Source organism: Paenibacillus baekrokdamisoli, from assembly GCF_003945345.1.
Lineage (GTDB): Bacteria > Bacillota > Bacilli > Paenibacillales > Paenibacillaceae > Paenibacillus_Z > Paenibacillus_Z baekrokdamisoli.
Genome location: NZ_AP019308.1, coordinates 1,943,222 through 1,959,674 on the forward strand (window position 1 = coordinate 1,943,222; position 16,453 = coordinate 1,959,674).

The 16,453-nt window shown below is 44.5% G+C and carries 14 protein-coding genes and 1 pseudogene; 2 read left to right on the forward strand and 13 right to left on the reverse strand.

What is annotated here, in order from left to right; genetic code table 11:
* The 3 genes from EKN16_RS08525 to EKN16_RS08535 form a co-directional block, all read right to left on the reverse strand.
* Complete coding sequence (locus tag EKN16_RS08525; RefSeq protein WP_164522730.1) at window positions 1-435, reverse strand: GNAT family N-acetyltransferase; 435 nt, start codon at window positions 433-435, stop codon at window positions 1-3.
* A 123-nt stretch (window positions 436-558) separates the two neighbouring features.
* On the reverse strand, window positions 559-1,299 hold the full coding sequence (locus tag EKN16_RS08530) for a YheC/YheD family protein (protein WP_232016312.1): 741 nt from the start codon (window positions 1,297-1,299) through the stop codon (window positions 559-561).
* 97 nt (window positions 1,300-1,396) lie between these two features.
* Window positions 1,397-1,699: a hypothetical protein gene (locus EKN16_RS08535; RefSeq protein WP_125655417.1), complete on the reverse strand. Its 303-nt coding sequence runs from the start codon at window positions 1,697-1,699 to the stop codon at window positions 1,397-1,399.
* Window positions 1,700-1,956: 257 nt separating this feature from the next.
* Here EKN16_RS08535 and EKN16_RS08540 point away from each other — a divergent pair, with 257 nt between their 5' ends.
* Window positions 1,957-3,303 carry an aminotransferase-like domain-containing protein gene (locus EKN16_RS08540; protein WP_125655419.1) on the forward strand — a complete coding sequence of 449 codons (1,347 nt, stop codon included), beginning with the start codon at window positions 1,957-1,959 and terminating at the stop codon, window positions 3,301-3,303.
* A 514-nt stretch (window positions 3,304-3,817) separates the two neighbouring features.
* Here the strand turns inward: EKN16_RS08540 and EKN16_RS08550 are convergent.
* The 7 genes from EKN16_RS08550 to EKN16_RS08580 all read right to left on the reverse strand — a co-directional run bounded on the left by EKN16_RS08550 (window position 3,818) and on the right by EKN16_RS08580 (window position 13,483).
* Window positions 3,818-5,521 (reverse strand): type 2 periplasmic-binding domain-containing protein, encoded by a 1,704-nt coding sequence (locus EKN16_RS08550; RefSeq protein ID WP_125655421.1) that lies wholly within the window; start codon window positions 5,519-5,521, stop codon window positions 3,818-3,820.
* A 65-nt stretch (window positions 5,522-5,586) separates the two neighbouring features.
* On the reverse strand, window positions 5,587-6,480 hold the full coding sequence (locus EKN16_RS08555) for a carbohydrate ABC transporter permease (RefSeq protein ID WP_125655423.1): 894 nt from the start codon (window positions 6,478-6,480) through the stop codon (window positions 5,587-5,589).
* 13 nt (window positions 6,481-6,493) lie between these two features.
* The gene (locus EKN16_RS08560) at window positions 6,494-7,408 is read right to left on the reverse strand and encodes an ABC transporter permease (protein ID WP_125655425.1); all 915 of its coding nucleotides are present in this window, start codon (window positions 7,406-7,408) and stop codon (window positions 6,494-6,496) included.
* Window positions 7,409-7,427: 19 nt separating this feature from the next.
* A complete protein-coding gene (locus tag EKN16_RS08565) occupies window positions 7,428-10,475 on the reverse strand; it encodes an alpha-mannosidase (protein WP_125655427.1) in 3,048 nt (1,015 codons plus the stop codon).
* A 206-nt stretch (window positions 10,476-10,681) separates the two neighbouring features.
* Window positions 10,682-11,845 carry a GntR family transcriptional regulator gene (locus tag EKN16_RS08570; RefSeq protein ID WP_125655429.1) on the reverse strand — a complete coding sequence of 388 codons (1,164 nt, stop codon included), beginning with the start codon at window positions 11,843-11,845 and terminating at the stop codon, window positions 10,682-10,684.
* 160 nt (window positions 11,846-12,005) lie between these two features.
* Window positions 12,006-13,001 carry a wax synthase family protein gene (locus EKN16_RS08575; protein WP_125655431.1) on the reverse strand — a complete coding sequence of 332 codons (996 nt, stop codon included), beginning with the start codon at window positions 12,999-13,001 and terminating at the stop codon, window positions 12,006-12,008.
* Complete coding sequence (locus EKN16_RS08580; RefSeq protein WP_125655433.1) at window positions 12,998-13,483, reverse strand: hypothetical protein; 486 nt, start codon at window positions 13,481-13,483, stop codon at window positions 12,998-13,000. Before EKN16_RS08580 ends, EKN16_RS08575 begins: the two co-directional genes overlap by 4 nt.
* 186 nt (window positions 13,484-13,669) lie before the next feature.
* On the opposite strand from EKN16_RS08580, the gene EKN16_RS08585 reads away from it, so the two are divergent.
* Window positions 13,670-13,981, forward strand: coding sequence for a hypothetical protein (locus tag EKN16_RS08585; RefSeq protein ID WP_125655435.1), 312 nt, complete (start codon window positions 13,670-13,672; stop codon window positions 13,979-13,981).
* A gap of 616 nt (window positions 13,982-14,597) precedes the next feature.
* Here EKN16_RS08585 and EKN16_RS08590 read toward each other — a convergent pair.
* From EKN16_RS08590 to EKN16_RS08605, 3 genes and pseudogenes are all read right to left on the reverse strand, one after another.
* Window positions 14,598-15,038: a cell wall hydrolase gene (locus EKN16_RS08590; protein ID WP_125655437.1), complete on the reverse strand. Its 441-nt coding sequence runs from the start codon at window positions 15,036-15,038 to the stop codon at window positions 14,598-14,600.
* 29 nt (window positions 15,039-15,067) lie between these two features.
* Window positions 15,068-15,597: pseudogene (locus tag EKN16_RS08595) on the reverse strand (IS66 family transposase).
* 185 nt (window positions 15,598-15,782) lie between these two features.
* On the reverse strand, window positions 15,783-16,328 hold the full coding sequence (locus tag EKN16_RS08605; RefSeq protein WP_125655443.1) for a GrpB family protein: 546 nt from the start codon (window positions 16,326-16,328) through the stop codon (window positions 15,783-15,785).
* Between the last annotated feature and the right edge of the window lie 125 nt (window positions 16,329-16,453).

Below are 16,453 nucleotides of genomic sequence, written 5' to 3' on the forward strand. Positions count from 1 at the left end.
CTAGAGATGCTTCCTGAAACCCTCAACCTGCTCATCTTTAAAACCTAATGCTTCATACAAAAGATGAGCTTCTTTTCTATGCCCACCCGATACGAAAATCAAATAGTAGCAGCCTCGACCTCTCGCAAGCTCTTCAATTGCAAGCATCAATTTCCGACCTATTCCCTGTCTTCGTGCCTCAGTGGAAACAATAACATTCTCAATAACCATGAATGGCTTACAATCACCTGCTAGGTCGTAACAGATAACGCCCATGAGGGAACCAACTAATTTCTCTTCATAAAAGGCGCCAAGAATTATATACTGATCGTTATTCTTAATGGCATTAAACGTATCTACCATGGCCGTATATTCTGTTTTGCGGTTTATTAAATCTTCATACAAACGTGCTAAATCAGGAAGATCATCAAACGCAATTGTTCTAATCGTTATCAATGGATATAACAGCTCCTTTTGATTCGGAAATGGATCCACCTCATGATCTACACAAGAAAAGCCGTTTATGAACAAGGTTCACCCACGGCTTCTATCCTATTCCTCTGTTCCTTGATTCGTTACTTATTTTCGACCATAGGCTTTCGCATAACGTCTGATTTTCTTAAAGACAGAAGGATCGGAAAGTTTTCTGAATATATAATGATCAGGCCTCGTATTGACCTCCAGAATCCATGGCGTAAAGGTGTGGTCCATACCGACATCAACCCCAAGTTCACGGACACCAGGAAATTTCTTTTGCATCGCTTGACCGGTCTTTTCGCCCATATTCTCAAGCGCTTCTATGGTTTTCGCATAGGTCTTTTTATCGGTTTGACTAGCTAAAAGCCGATTAATCGATGTTGGAGTGCCACCGCTATGATAATTCGTCACAATCTTGCGAGGAGCTGCTACACGACCGATGATACCCGTTGTTTCCCATTTTTTCCGAGGATTCATTTGAACCATAACACGCAGATCGAACCTGCGTCCTTTGTAGGTCAATAAGTGAACCCCTCGTTGAATTAAATAGCTTTTTCCCTTGGTTTCCTTGCGAATGGCTTTATACATGGCAGATAAGGATTGATAAGATCTTTTATGCTTCAGAATTTGAAAATGGTAGCCTTGCTTGGTTTGTTCGACCCGCATAACGCCGAAACCAAACGTACCATGCTCTGGTTTGACATACACCATACCGAATTGCTCCAGCATCTTGCCCAGTTGGGAGAGATTAAACCGAACGGTCTTTGGAACTAATCGTTGTAACGTTTTGTCGCGTAATAACGCAGTAGTTTTTCTCCATTTGCTTCCGACATACTGAGGCACGTAGTACCCTCCCTGAATTGATGTTATCCTCATCCCATTCAGTGTATGTGTCAGCTAGTAACTAGGGGATAAAAATAGGCAAAGGTGTATGGGTTACTTAATGCTCCTTTGTATGTTGTTTCCGCCGACGCGAAAGCGAAATCCCACCGAATCCGCTAATGACTGCGATATAGAATCCAGCATCATACCACCAACCCGAATTATGTGCTTCATAAATTCTGATGCTCTGCTTGAACAAGCCAATAATTAAGGATAACGGCGCCAACCAACCATGCCATATTCCCCAAAAAAATCCGGCAGGGTGACTGCTAGAGTTCGTACCATCACCAGGTACACAGCCTGTTACGAGAACGAGGAAACAGATAAAAATAGTTAATAACATTAAACGTTTCTTTCCCATTGTCCACCTCCCTACTACAATATATATGCATGAAGCAACTCAGCCACGCCATCAATTACATTCCTCATGCGGGCATCAAGTCAAGGCTGCCTTTGTAAAAAGAAAGGAAAAACCGATTATTAAGGCGTATAATATAGCGCATAGATGAATAATCCGGCAGGCTCATTATTAACAAGCATAATGGAATTGAATGCAATCTACAATGAATTTAACTTCTAACTGTACCCATACACTATGCTATATAAAGGAGACAAATCGTGCTTAAATATACAAAACTTATGAATGAAATCGAGCTGCGGATCAAGAATGGTGAGATTCGACCCAGCCAGCCTCTCCCGTCTATTCGCGAGCTGTCGTCCGCTCATGCTTGCAGTAAGAGTACGGTTATCCGTGCCTATGCGGAGCTTGAGAAACGCCATCTCATCTACTCCATCCCGCAAAGCGGCTATTATGTCGTCCAAAGAAAATCAGATTCAAAGAATCATGCAAGGCAATCTGTCATGGATTTCTCTTCTGCTGCACCAGATCCGGAAGTATTTCCTTATTTGGATTTTCAGCACTGTATCAATAAGGCAATCGATACGTATAAGAATGAACTCTTCCAATATGGTACCTCACAGGGACTGCCCTCTTTATTGAATATCTTGACAAGGCACCTTGCCAACTATCAGGTATTTACAGATGCTAACGCTATCTTTGTGACCTCAGGTATACAGCAAGCCTTATCTATTCTTGCTACGATGCCTTTTCCAAACGGCAAACAGACTGTGCTGCTTGAACAACCAAGCTACCACTTATTTATTGAATTCTTGGAGTATCATCATATTCCCGCTCGCGGTATCAAGCGAACAGCAAACGGCATTGATCTGAATGAATTGGAGCATTTATTCCGCACGGGTGATATCAAGTTCTTCTATACCATGCCGCGATTTCAGAATCCGCTTGGTACCTCCTTTGATCTGCAAACCAAAAAAGCGATCGCTGACTTGGCGAAACGCTACGATGTTTATATCGTTGAGGATGATTACTTGGCCGATCTAGAGAACGATTCCAAAGCAGATCCTATCTATGCTTACGGTTCCTCTCATGTCATTTATTTGAAAAGCTACTCCAAAATCCTGTTTCCCGGTCTTCGGGTAGGCGCAGCCGTCCTCCCAACCTGTCTTCATGAAGATTTCCGTATGCATAAGAAACTATCGGATATAGACAGCCCCATGCTCTCGCAGGCAGCACTTGAGATCTACATTCAGAATGGAATGTTTGAACGACATAAACAAAAGATTAAAAACTCTTATTACCAAAGGCTGCAGCTATTGATGAAAGCATTGACTACAGAGAACGATACGAATTGTATTCAACATGCCATTGTAGCTGCTGGAGTCCACACCCACTTGATCCTGCCTTCAGAAATGAATATCGAGACACTTATTATGAAGCTAAAGAAAAAGCAAGTCATATTAGAGACGCCTAAGCAGCAGTACTTGGCAGGCTTCGATGAGCAGCAGCTGCTGCTTAAACTAAGCGTTACCAGGATTGAAAAGAAGCATATTGAAGCTGGAGTCCGAATGATCTTTGAGGAGATTAGAAAGCAGCTGCCAAAGTGATAAGCTATGCGTGTGGTACGTTCTACCGTATTTAGCTTTTGAACAACCGCAGGATGGCGAGCATCGCCACTTCAGGCGGTTCTGGGACTTATCGTTCCCGTTAGGCTTCATCTTGTTGCCTTTTGGACAGATTGGAATGCCTGTCGCAGAAATCTGGATATCGTTTTCCGTTATCGTATTCTTTTTGCTCCGGCTGTTTAGATCGATAATGGGCTTGATGTTCTGGTGTTCGAGAAGCAAGGTAATCGCTTTGGCATCATGAGTCGTTCATGTCATCACGAGTAACAAAGCGAAGCGGACGGAATCGTTCTGAAGAAGCGATAGCGTTCGCCTTTGTCTCCATATTTCTACCCCTAAGGGATAGAATCAAGAAATAGGGAGACAACAGTGATCGTAAGAATGATCCGTCCGAGCAGCGGCCTTCTACGTACCATCCCAATTCGGTTTGTGGCTGAAATAAAAAATCCCCCTACGAAAGTAGGAGGAAGTGACACCTATCATCTATTCAATGTTACTAGTTAGGCATGGACAGCTTCACGATTTCTTTGCCCTTCAATTCATCATTTGCGAATTTAAGCGCTTCTGGATAACCCGTTTTGTTGATCTGTCCGCGAAGGTCATTGATGACTTTCAACGCCGCTTCATCGGATTTGGAGAAAACCGCTGTTTTCCATACATCACCGATTTGATCCATAGAAGGCTTCAATGTCTCCCATTGTGGAGATTTACTCATCACATCTGCTGGATTATACGCTGAGATCACGCTAATTCCATTCGGACGGAGAATCTTACGTGCTTTCTCCATAGTAGCAATCCGGTCTTGATCAGCCCAGATGTCTCCAGCTCCTAAAGAAATTGTACGATCTTGCCCACCAAGAGATTCGAATCCGATTGTCATCCCTTCATTTTTCTTCAATTTACCTGAAGTATCTGCAGTAAACTTATCAAACCATTCTTTCTTCGCTACTGGTTTGCCATCTACCAAGTCCCAATGTGTGCCTTTGACACCATAACGAACTAACAGCGTGCCTTCATCAGAAGCTAGAAACTCCAGAAGACGAAGAGCTGCGTCCACGTTCTTAGCACTTTTCGTAATTACGGTTACGTTATTTCCTTGAATGCCTAGATCAACAGGGCGATTAGCCTCCGCTCCAGCGCGCTCCAATGGACCAACTGGGACGTAGTCGCTTCCTGGATGCGCTTTTACATATTCCTTAGATGCATCCAGAATGGCTGGATAATGTGCAGCAAGTACAGCAATGCGGCCTTGAGTGATTTTTTCTTTTGCAATCGGGTCAGTCTGGGTAAAGGTTTCTGGATCGAGCAGCCCATCCGAAATCAGCTTACGATAATAAAGCGTATAGTCCTCATATGGCTTGGTAAAGAAGACATGCTCGAACGTTCCATCTGCTTTTGCTGGATAATCGGTGCCAAAGAACATCGTATTGCCGATACCGACAGCCCATCCGTTACTGAATCCGCCAAGCGGCATAACGGGCATGCCGTTCTCTTTCAAGTTGGCATCCTTAATTTTCTTCAAGAAATTGAATAGATCATCCTTCGTTACGACCTTTTGTGGATCTACCCCAATCTTGTCGGCAATATCTTTGCGTACATAGAATCCGTACAACCAGTCTGTCGCATCCTTGTCTGTCGCAGGCTGATTCTGATACAGCATATATTTCTTACCGTCAATGCCGCCAATCGCTTTGTCATACAAAGCAGGTGGGACATTCTCTTTTGCAATCGCTTTTGCAAGATTCGGATATTTGTCTATTTTATCTGTCAAATCAACCAGCTGATCTTCTTTTGCTGCTTTGATAATACCATCAAGCTCGCCGCCCCAAGCGGGTCCCGTGTAGATATCAGGAAGCTCCTGCGTCGTGAATATGGTGTTCACCTTTTCTACTTCGCTTCCTTTGGTATACTCCCATTTCACGGTAACACCGGTTTTCTCTTTAATATACTCACTGACAGGAGTCATGTCTGTATCTGCTCCGGAAGAACCATTCCAGTTATGGAGGATTGAAACCGTTACTTGTTCCGTTCCATTGCTATTGCCATCGGTCGTCGTAGCTGTATTGCCATTCGTTGTCGTAGGTGTATTTCCAGTTGTTGACCCGTTATTACTTGAGTTGCTGCTGCAGCCGACGACCATCCCCGCAATTAAGCTTACGGCTAGTAGTGCTTTTGCGCTTCCATACTTCTTGATTCTCATACAAACCCTCCCGATTAGTAAAAATGTATGATAAAGTTCCAGATTGGAACGCTTATCCATGGCTATTAGCCTTTTACTGAACCAATCATGACGCCTTTAACGAAGTAGCGCTGCAGAAACGGATAGATACACAAGATTGGGAAGACGGTTATGACAAGCAATGCCATACGCAAGGATTCAGGTGTGGCGCCAACAGTGGTGCTTATTGTCTGCCCACCCTGCTGCTGCGAACGCTGCATGGAAGATGAGAGCGCTTCCGCTTCTGTCAGCAATTGCTGGAGCAAGGTCTGAACGGGAATCAACTTCTTATCGGTTACGTAATAAGCACCGGTAAACCAATCATTCCAATGAGCAACACCGATGAATAACGCGATGGTGGCTAGCACAGGTCCCGATAAGGGAAGGATGATTCTCAAAAAGATTTGAAAATCTCCATATCCATCAATGCGCGCTGACTCCTCAAGCTCCTCCGGAATACCTTGGAAGAAGGTTCGAATGATGACAATATGCATGAAGTTAAACAGCATCGGGATGATATAGACCCAGAAGGTATTCGTGAGATGCAAACTCTTAAGGGTCATGAAATAAGGGATAAATCCTGCACTGAAGATCGTCGGCAGAAAGATATAAAAGGTGAAGAAGGTTCGGCCGGGCAGTGACTTTTTGGATAAGGCATAAGCCATTAGCGTGCAGAGAGCCACATGAAGGAACGTACCCAACAAGGTCCGTGCGATCGTGATTTTATAGGCCTGCCAGATCAATGGATTGTCGAATACCTGTACATAGTTATCTAACGTAAATTGACGAGGCAAGAAGTATATGGCACCCAGCATGGAATCTTTACCATCGTTCAAGGAGTACGCGAGAATATAAATAAAAGGATAAACCATCGTGAATGCAACCAACGCCAGAATGACGTAATTGAACAGACTGAATAGTGAAAAACGTTGTTTCCTCAACTCACATCACTCCTTAGAACAGAGTTACATCACTGAATTTACGGGCAATTCGGTTCACCGTCACAATCAGAATCAATGCGATCAGGCTCTGGAAGAGTCCAACCGCTGCAGCATAACTGAGACGTCCTGCCGAAATACCTGAATTGATTACGTGCACGTCAAGCACACTTCCAATTGCAGTTGTTGCAGGTCCATTCAGAAGTAGGAGCTGTTCATAACCAGCGCTCATTAGACTTCCTGTGGCAAGAATAAACAAGATCACAGCGATTCCACGGATGCCCGGCAGTGTCACATGCCACATTTGGCGGAAGCGACCGGCTCCGTCTATCTTGGCTGCTTCATACAACTGTTGATCAATACTGGAGATCGTAGCCATATAAATGATGGAGCTCCAGCCAATATTCTTCCAGATATCCGAGCCAACGACGACTTGGTAGAACCAGGTTGTATTATTCAAGAACTGAATCGGACTCGAACCGAAGATTGAGGTAATCATGTCATTGATTGGGCCTCCATAAGGAGTCAGAAGGCGCTGCATAAGAGTGATAACGACGATCCATGATACGAAATACGGCAGATATGAGAGCGTTTGCACAATTTTCTTAAATTTACGATTATGAACCTCATTCAGAAGAATCGCCAGTATAATCGGCATCGGAAAACCAATTAATAGCTTCATTAGACTGATGATGATCGTATTGCGAATGATTGTTCCGGACTGGTAGTAATCAAAAAACTGGCGGAAGTACTTGAGCCCAGCCCAAGCACTTCCGGTGAATCCTTTGCTGAAAGTAAAATCTCTAAATGCGACTTGAATACTGTAGAGCGGGACATAAGAGAAGAGGAAGAACCAAATGATTCCAGGCAGCATGAATAGGTAAAACAGTTTATGCTTCCAAATCCGTTTCCACAGTAGAGATGAAGCCATATCCAACTACCTCCTTCCATCACAAGGATGGTTTAGTCAGCCTCAGAGTTACGATTTCAAATGGTTTAAACGTCAAGTGGATAAGTTCGCTCTCCGGTTGAAGCTGCTCAAGCTTATTCTCCATCAAATCAGCAAGCCATGCTCCCTCATGCTTAAATCCTGGTTGCAAGGTCGTCTGAAGTCTTGTACCAGCTGTCTCATATAACCGAATAATAAGATCGTCGTTGTCTTCTGCCTTCTTCACAGATTCAATCATGACATTCGGGTTAGAAAGCTTCAGGAATGAGTAAGCTCCTGAAGCTGCTGCTGCAGATTGGACTACGCCACTTTCAGATACGTTGACCACTCGAAGTGGAACATTGAGCTCATTACCTTGTTTATAAACAGCGGCAGCAACGTGATCACCAGCATGTGGGTACAATGAATATGTGAATTGATGCTCGGCCCGATCCGCTTCTGGGTCGGGGTAAGTGGAGCTGCGAAGCAAATTCAGATCCAGCACGCTTCCTTCAACACGATGTCCGTATTTAGAATCATTGAGCAGTGCTACGCCATAATTGGGCTCTGAAATATCCACCCATTGATGCGCGCAAATCTCATCCTTGGCATAATCCCACATCGTATTGCGATGAGTTGGACGCTTCAGGTAACCGAATTGGATCTCACAGCTCGAATTGTCAGCTTTAACATCCACTGGGAACGAAGTACGAAGCATTTTATCCGATTCTTTCCAATCCACGTTCGTTACAAAATCAATGCGACGACTGCCTTGCGTTAACAGCACCTTCTGCGATAAAGTCGATTCCCCAAAGCGATAGTTATGAATAAAGCCACCCGTAGGTCCGTCGATAAATTCGATGGTTTCGATCAATTGTAGAGCCATTCCACCCGTTTGACGATAATCCTGACGGAAATCCCAAGCATCGCCTTGATCATGATAGACACGCAGCTCATTGCCATGCTGACCTTGCAAAATCACCTCGCGTTGATTCTCTTTATCAACAATTGCAGCAATGCTGCCATCCTCGCCAAAGGTAATCGTAAGCCATTCATTCTCTATAGTGCGGCTGATTGTTGAGACTCTCACTGCAGCAGAAGCTGACGCAATATCGGATTCAGCCGATGTCTCTTGTGCTAACAACGTGTAACCCATTGCTGGCACTCGCACTTGACGCCAGCCACCTTCTACTTGCATCCATTCTGCCCGTTCCCAAGGAAGCGAGTTGAATAGAACAGCACCTTTCACTGGTTCCGCACGATTCACTAGGCGATGAGCTACCGCTCCATAAGCATCTGAGATCATCTGCTCCACTTGATTAAGCAGAACGGCATACCTTTCGAGCGATTCATCGTATACACGCTTGATTGAGGAGCCTGGAAGGATATCATGGAATTGGTACAGAAGCACTTCTTTCCAGATTTCTTCAAGTGTCTGCGCCGGGTAGGACAACTCTTCCCCTACTGCCGCTAAGACTGATGCAAACTCCAGCTCACGCAGTGCCTTCTCCAGCTTCCGGTTATACCATTTATTGCGCGCCTGACTCGTCAATGTGCCTTGATGCTTTTCTAGATAAAGCTCCCCGCGCCATGTTTCGTAATGGCTGGATCTTTCACTCAGTTTCTCGAAGAAGCGTGCTGAAGACTCCTGCACAACAGGAGCAAGACCCAGCAAATCCTTCTCGCGGGCTAACCGTTCCAGATGCTCCTCACCAGGACCTCCGCCGCCATCACCGATTCCGAAGAGCATGAGGCAATGTTCAGCTACATTCTTATCCAGATAATCATGCTCTGCCTTCACGATCGATCTTGGAGCAGCGGGACTGTTATAGGTATCTTCAGGCGGCATATGTGTGAGCACACGCGAACCATCGATGCCTTCCCAGAAATAGGTATGATGAGGATGACGGTTATACGTACTCCAAGATAGCTTCTGAGTCATCATGTAATCGACGCCAGATTTCTTCAGGATTTGAGGCAAGCTAGCCGTATAACCGAATACGTCAGGCATCCAGAGCGATTTCATTTCCTGACCGAACTCTTCTTGGAAGAAACGCTTCCCGTATAGAATTTGTCTGATCAAGGATTCTCCGCCAGGAACATTCGTATCGGATTCAACCCACATCGCGCCTTGCGGTTCCCAACGTCCTTCTTGAATACGTGCTTGAACCTTCGTGTAAAGCTTCGGATAATGCTGCTTCATCCAATCATAGAGCTGCGGCTGACTTGCACCGAATACATAATCGGGATAGCGTTCCATCATTCGCAAAACGGTTGAGAAGGTTCTTGCTCCCTTGCGAATGGTCTCTCGAATTGGCCAAAGCCAAGCGAGATCAATATGTGCATGACCGATAGCGCTGATGCTCAATACAGGATCTCCGCCGCGTTTAGCCAGCTGCTCGCTAACGATCTCATTCGCCTTGCTAAGGTTGTCTTCGTTGTAATCAATGAGAAAAAGTGAAATTTGATAGAGCGCATCGAAGATTCGTGCTTTACGTGCAGATCCTTCAGGCAGCTGCTCCGCGGTTTCGAGCAATACCTCCACATCGTAATAGAGCTTCCGAATATTCTCACGACAGATCGCAATGACAGCTTCTTTAAGTGTCCCACTCCGGTATCGTCCGAAGAGATCGGTGCAGCCTGCATCGCCCCATAGATCAATCGTTTCTCCACCTAATGTAGAAGCACTCACATCTACAACGCGTTTGCCTGGAAGACCAAGTGAATAATCAAATTCCGAATTGATATTCGTCAGCCCTTGTACAGGAGTACCCTCTTCATCGACGAGGCACAGCTCACCGTTCACATCGATAAGCAAGACCACTTTGACTTCCTTCTCTTGCGCCGGAACGACTCCGGTAAAATGAAACCAAGCGCAATCCCATAGCTGCCCCCAGCGATCACCAGCTGTTAGGCTGACTTTACTGCCAGATTGACGTTCTTCATAGCGAATCGGCTCTGGTGTAACCCAAGCCTCAACCTTTAACTCGGACAGAGGGACATAGATATGCTCCTTTATTCGGTCAAGCATTGAACGTAATTGTGCGGGTTTCACTATTTCGTAAGGCATACTCCATCTCCCTTTCTAATCTGAATAGTTTGCTCGTCATCGAGTTCTATTCTATAGCATTCAATATATATATTTATCGTTATATTTCTACTAAGTAATATAATCTATTATTTATATATATTCAATATATTTTTATAATATTATCAAATAAAAAAAAGATCTTTCCGCGGAGGAAAAGATCTTCGAAGGACTACTTATTCATTTGCTTACTTTCGACATGGACCAGAGGTTTGTCGGATGACAAGCTCCGGTTGGATCAGCTGGTTATCGTATATTCGATCCTTGCCTGCATGATTCTTAATATTATCTAGAAGCTTGCTGGCTGCTCGGTAACCCATCTCATATTCGAATTGCTTGATATGGGTGAATGTACTGAACTCTTCAACGATGGATGTGGGATCGTCGAAGCTAACGATAGAAACATCATCTGGAATATGGAATCCAGCCTGCTGAGCCATTTGATAAATTTGCACACCGAGCCGTCCATTAAGTGTAATGTAGGCGGTCGCCATCCGATTTCGAATATATCGGAATAAGGGATGCGACTCCATATTCTCCATATTTACCATGAGAAAATCAGTGATGATGTGAGCAGGATTGATAAGTGCTCCCTTATTCTTCAACGCATCCATATATCCCTCAATACGGTCCTGTACCGTTACAGTTTGGAGAGGTGAATCCGAGCAAATCGCAATATCGCGATGACCAAGCTCCCAAAGATGATCTACTGCAAGACTTGCACCAAGTTTGCCATCTGCCGCAATATAATGCGTCTCCACACCTGGTAAATAGCGATCGATTAATACGAAGGGATACCCGCCAAATTTCATACTTAGAATTTCTTCGTTATACTGATCCTCATCCACCGGGAAGATCAAGATGCCTTCTGCCCCAAAATTCTTCAGTGTCTTAATCGCCTCTTTCTCCATCTCCACAATGCCGCCGGAGAGAAGAATAACAGCACGATAGCCATTTTCCAACAGTCCACTTTGAATCCCTTTCACTAATCTGGCGGCAAAATAATCATCTATCGATGGCATAATGAGCCCGATGATGCCCGTACTAGCTCTTGTCCCAACTGCTGCTGCTTCACTCTCCTCTTGGCGAATAGAGGTTAGAGGTACTGGGATTGACTGTTCGGTCTCTGGGATCGTTACGAAGCTACCTCTGCCGGGAACCCGGTTGATGATTTTCTCATTAGCTAGACCAGATAAGGCGTTAACTACCGTTATTTTACTGACATTGAAGCGATCCATCAGTTCCTTCTCAGTTGGTATACGATCCCCTCCTTTCAACCCTTCCGAGTCGATTAGAGTACGGATATAATCTTGAATTTGTTGATATAACGGAATGCGATCTGTTGTATTCATCCTGATCACCGAACCCACTCTGACATGTTTATATAAAACATATTATATTATACTACTTATTATCACGCAATTGCCCCTTTCATTTAAAGTTAGTCATATTCCACATATTGCAATAGGTCAGCTTTCTTAATTCACTCAAGATTTTGAATTCAAAATAGATTTAAATGTCGATTATTGGCCATACGATCTCTTTCAGAAAGGTAGGATGAAATAAAATCGTTATAGGCAAAATCAACCATGCCATTGTCCAAGCACGACCTAACCACGGCCATTTGGATATCGGCAATCCGATTCTGCTTAATGCGGTTTCCAGCAGCATCGCGATTCCGTGGAGGAGAAAATAGAGCATCGGCCAGCCAAATCCGCTTCGAACAGGTAGGCTGATCGCAAGCTCATGCAAAACGCCCGAAAAGATGAAAGCTAGGAAAACGGCGCTATTCTTGCCAACAACCGCTGCCAATGGACGATATACGCCTAAGGTAGTCATTTCGGAGAAGGCTAGGTTCCAGCGCCGACTCCAAAACTCATTCAGGCTCCTTGAGAGCAGCGGATTGCGAAATAGCTGCTGACAATCAAACCCAGCCTGCCTCCAAATGCCGGTTAGGAGATTGAATAAACCGAAGTGCATCGTGAAGCTTAGACCCACTAACAGTAAAGCAGTCGTACCGATTAAGCTGTAGCGAGGATTCCAAGCCAAGTCCATGGATACTCTCCATAATAACGAAGACATCGCAATTAGAATAAGGCCAAGAATTAATCTTTTTACGCCAAGTACCATATATTTCTTAGCATCCTTATAAGGTGTCGTTCTTCTTTTTGCGAAGAGATAAGGCCTCATTCCAACCCATAGGTGAAAGGCAATCCAGCGGCGAACAGATAGTCTGGCACCAGCTCGGATAGAATATTCAACGTAAATAACCGATTTCATCCCAAATAACAAGGCACCAATGATGGCCAGCATTCTGAATCCAACAGGTTCATATAGGAGGATATGATCGATGAAGGTTAAGGAACCGATCGTCATACCCCAGGCCAAGACTCGTTTGAGCGGAAGAGATTGCAACTGTGCAAGGAGGTAGCCAATAGCCGGAAGACCCACTAAGATGACTAGGTAAATGAATAAGGTGCTTGTCGAATGAGGCAGATAAGCGGTCATCCATGCATCCCCCAGCCGTTAACGTATGCAGCCCCGCTATAAACAATTGTGAAGAAAAGAAAACAGACGACAAGCAGCCATTCCCCAATCTGATAGATGCCGCCGCTTGGCAGACCCTTTTTGTCAAAATAGAAAAACTGTATGCCTAACCGTGCAGCCCAGTATAAAGCAATAAAGCTGCACATTGCTGTTGCAAGCTCTGAACCATCCGTTAAGCTTGACGTCAATGAAATCGATAGAATGGCAAAGAATAGATTGGTACCTAGTACATAGGCGGCATAGGTCCAAAATACTTGCCTTGTTAACTTACGGATCGCAGCTAGTTCACTCCGCCAATTCAGCAAGAAAGGTACGGCAAAGCTGCCAATAACGACTCCTAATTGCATATATCCAGCTAGTAAAATCAATTTATCCCCTATCCCAATCATCCAGCCCACCCGCTCTCTCCAAGTAACGAACCGTTCTTCACTTGTTTCCATCATAGATGCTTCACTGGCCGCTGCTCAGTTCTAACTTTTATGGGAGAATACCAAAAAAAGTACTACACACAGTAGTACCCTTGGTAGATTACAGCGTCCCTGTCGCTTAGGCATGATAGAATAAAGTAAGAATAGATTCCTACCCCATACACTCAATATCCATTCAAATATCCCTTTGGAGGTCATCTCATGCATGAAAAAGTGGAACAAGCGCTTCAAGCCACATTAAGAAACTGGACGGCAATGTCTCGTTCCAATATGGATGAAGCCGAATCGACGGCGGATGGGTTTGAAGCTTCATTTTACCTATTCATCGATGTTGTACGTGACTGGTTTAATGATTTGGAGCAGCAGCCTCGAACCTTGGAGCAGCTATTGGAGCTGCCGATGATTCTCACTATAATTGACCTGCTTCCAGCACCGCTGTACTTGAATTTCGAGACAGAAGCTGAGCTTATTGTTGAGAATAGCCTCCGGCATGATGAGGACAAATATGATTAATGAGAAATCATAAGTCTGAGTTATCACTCCTTTGCTTCATTTGTGCTAATATTTAACAGAGTCATGTTATCGCTCATGGGTTGGCCTTCAACAAGCAAGGAGTTTCAAAAGGCCACCTTGTTTACAGGTGGCCTTCGGTGTTTCCGTTATTGTTCGCCGTACCTCCCCTAAGACCTATAAATCTAGGTTTGCATTAAATGGGAGATTTTAGCGTTTAAAGTATGTTCATTTTCCATGCTTTGAGCTTTTCGATATAAGCTTTCATATGCCATTCATTTGAATCGTTTGGATATCCAAGTTCTTGACTAATCACTAGATGATACTGCTGGATAAAATCTGCGGATTTTAGATCGTTGTAAAAGCTTTTGATGATTGTGCGGTCTTCATCCAATCTTTGGACGCATTGTATGGAACCGAAATTCATGGATATGAGAACTCTTGTTCGGTATAATGGATAGTTTCCGAATAATGACCGTGACAACAACTTTATTCCACTAAACCCAAAGAAGCCGCGATTTACGCGGCACTTAATGAGATAAAGTTTTTGTCAACCGACACATGGCTGTGACAAGTCAGGTTAAGAGATCCTAACGAGCTCTTTTCGTTTATAAAATTATTACGTATTATATATATTTTGACATTCTTTCACGGTCGGTTGATAAAAACAATGCTTCTTCCATCTTCCTACGAACGGCTGATCATACCAAGTTGGCGGACATGGTCCGGGATTTTCGAACGATCCTGGACGGAAATACCATAGCGAGAATTCGCCTGGCCAATTCCGCTCCCCATTCACAGCCCGTTGCGCCAGACGGCGTTCCCTCTCTCTTGCGTTTTGATAGTATAAACTATGTTGCAACGCTTCGAACGCATGCGGCTGGTTGATCATTTGGGGAATTGTCCGGATATCTTTAAAATCGGAGCAATTCCCTCTTATTCGGTTAATGCCAACATTTCCAACAAGAAGCATGCCCATTTCGCCTTCGGTCTCAGCTTCAGCTCGAAGCAACCTTGCCAACATATTAATATCCTGTTTCCTGGATTTTACGACTGCCATTGGCTCACCTCTTTAGATTTCTAGACTCATCATATTATAGGTGAAGCGGATGTGTTACTCTGGCAAAAGAGAGAGCGATAATAAATAACTATCCACCACACTCTTCTGCCCGCTGTTGTATGCTGTAGCGTCAGCTTATCCCATTGGTTCAGGCTGTAGGCAATCGCCTTACCCGTCGTGCTTTTGGGAAGCGTGCGGCCTCGTTGCTGTTTCAGCCATGCCAAATAAGCATCCAATACCGGGCGACTTCGCTCCTGCCTTACATCATGACGTTTTTTAGGCGTGGCCTCCTTGAGATCACGCTCAATCGCGTAGACCTGGTTGCAGAAGTTCATGCCTTGTTGAGCGACGGAATCGCTCTTCTCTGCCGCCGGTGGCATTGCCTTGAGCGCATCGTCGAACATGCGGCGCGCATGTGCCCAACAATTGCGCCGGACACCTTGTGGTAGCCAGAGTACCCGTCAACGTGCAGGTAGCCTTTGAACCCCGCAAGAAAATTGCGCGGATGTTCGCCGCCTCGTGATGGACGGTACTCATACAGGATGATCGGTACATCCATACGACCTGTACGGTACAGTCACATGTAAGAATGCGACTCAGCCGTTTTGCCGGGTTCGTTCAGCACCTACAGCGTCGTCTCGTCCGCATTCGCGACCTCCTTCTCCAGCAGATGCTCGCGTAAGCGACGACGTAGGAATGTAATGTTATCTGAAGGATTGGCCTACTCTGAGAAACTCACAAATATTATTCCGATTCTAATATGCTTTTTATAAAGTCAGTTTTTGCCTCTGTATAAGCTTCTCTGTCTTCTCTGTTTTCTTCCGCTAACTTTCTTTTTAGTTCGGCGTATTGCTTAGCCAGATTAGATTTTTCACGCAGTTTATCTCTGAATTTAATTTGTTTTTCCCAATGTTCTTCATCCTCTAACATCAAATGAAGGTGACACTCTCTTCTATCATTCTTAACTTTGACAAAAAATCTTCTCCACTCATGTCCATCCAGTTCAGGTGGAACATAATTCCAATTATCAGGTTTCAAACTTTCGATGATCTCTTCTAAATCATTATAGGTCTTGATTTTTGCCATCATATCAATAATTGGTTTAGCTGGGAGATTCGGAATCGACGTACTGCCAACATGTTCTATCTCACTTACTCCGAAGGGAGAAAGATTTTCTCTTAAACAATTAACTTCTTGTGTCCCCTTCTCTAACCATGTAAGATCAGGAATCTTAATCTCAATCGGTTCTGTGGCCCAAACTGGCCAGTTATTTTTATGATTTTCTCCCATTCAAAATCCTCCTAAATATAAATGCCAATCTATCAGATAATGTTCTTGTGTTCACGAATCCGAGAGCCTTAAGTGAGCGACAACGAACCGGTCGCAAGACTTAGGCTCGCAGTGGTTGTCCGGCT

Coding starts and splice junctions, on each gene's coding strand:
- EKN16_RS08550 (WP_125655421.1), bottom strand. CDS start 5,521: ATGAGAATCAAGAAGTATGGAAGCGCAAAAGCACTACTAGCCGTAAGC.
- EKN16_RS08565 (WP_125655427.1), bottom strand. CDS start 10,475: ATGCCTTACGAAATAGTGAAACCCGCACAATTACGTTCAATGCTTGAC.
- EKN16_RS08590 (WP_125655437.1), bottom strand. CDS start 15,038: ATGGCAGTCGTAAAATCCAGGAAACAGGATATTAATATGTTGGCAAGG.
- EKN16_RS08585 (WP_125655435.1), top strand. CDS start 13,670: ATGCATGAAAAAGTGGAACAAGCGCTTCAAGCCACATTAAGAAACTGG.
- EKN16_RS08575 (WP_125655431.1), bottom strand. CDS start 13,001: ATGACCGCTTATCTGCCTCATTCGACAAGCACCTTATTCATTTACCTA.
- EKN16_RS08580 (WP_125655433.1), bottom strand. CDS start 13,483: ATGATGGAAACAAGTGAAGAACGGTTCGTTACTTGGAGAGAGCGGGTG.
- EKN16_RS08605 (WP_125655443.1), bottom strand. CDS start 16,328: ATGGGAGAAAATCATAAAAATAACTGGCCAGTTTGGGCCACAGAACCG.
- EKN16_RS08560 (WP_125655425.1), bottom strand. CDS start 7,408: ATGGCTTCATCTCTACTGTGGAAACGGATTTGGAAGCATAAACTGTTT.
- EKN16_RS08570 (WP_125655429.1), bottom strand. CDS start 11,845: ATGAATACAACAGATCGCATTCCGTTATATCAACAAATTCAAGATTAT.
- EKN16_RS08535 (WP_125655417.1), bottom strand. CDS start 1,699: ATGGGAAAGAAACGTTTAATGTTATTAACTATTTTTATCTGTTTCCTC.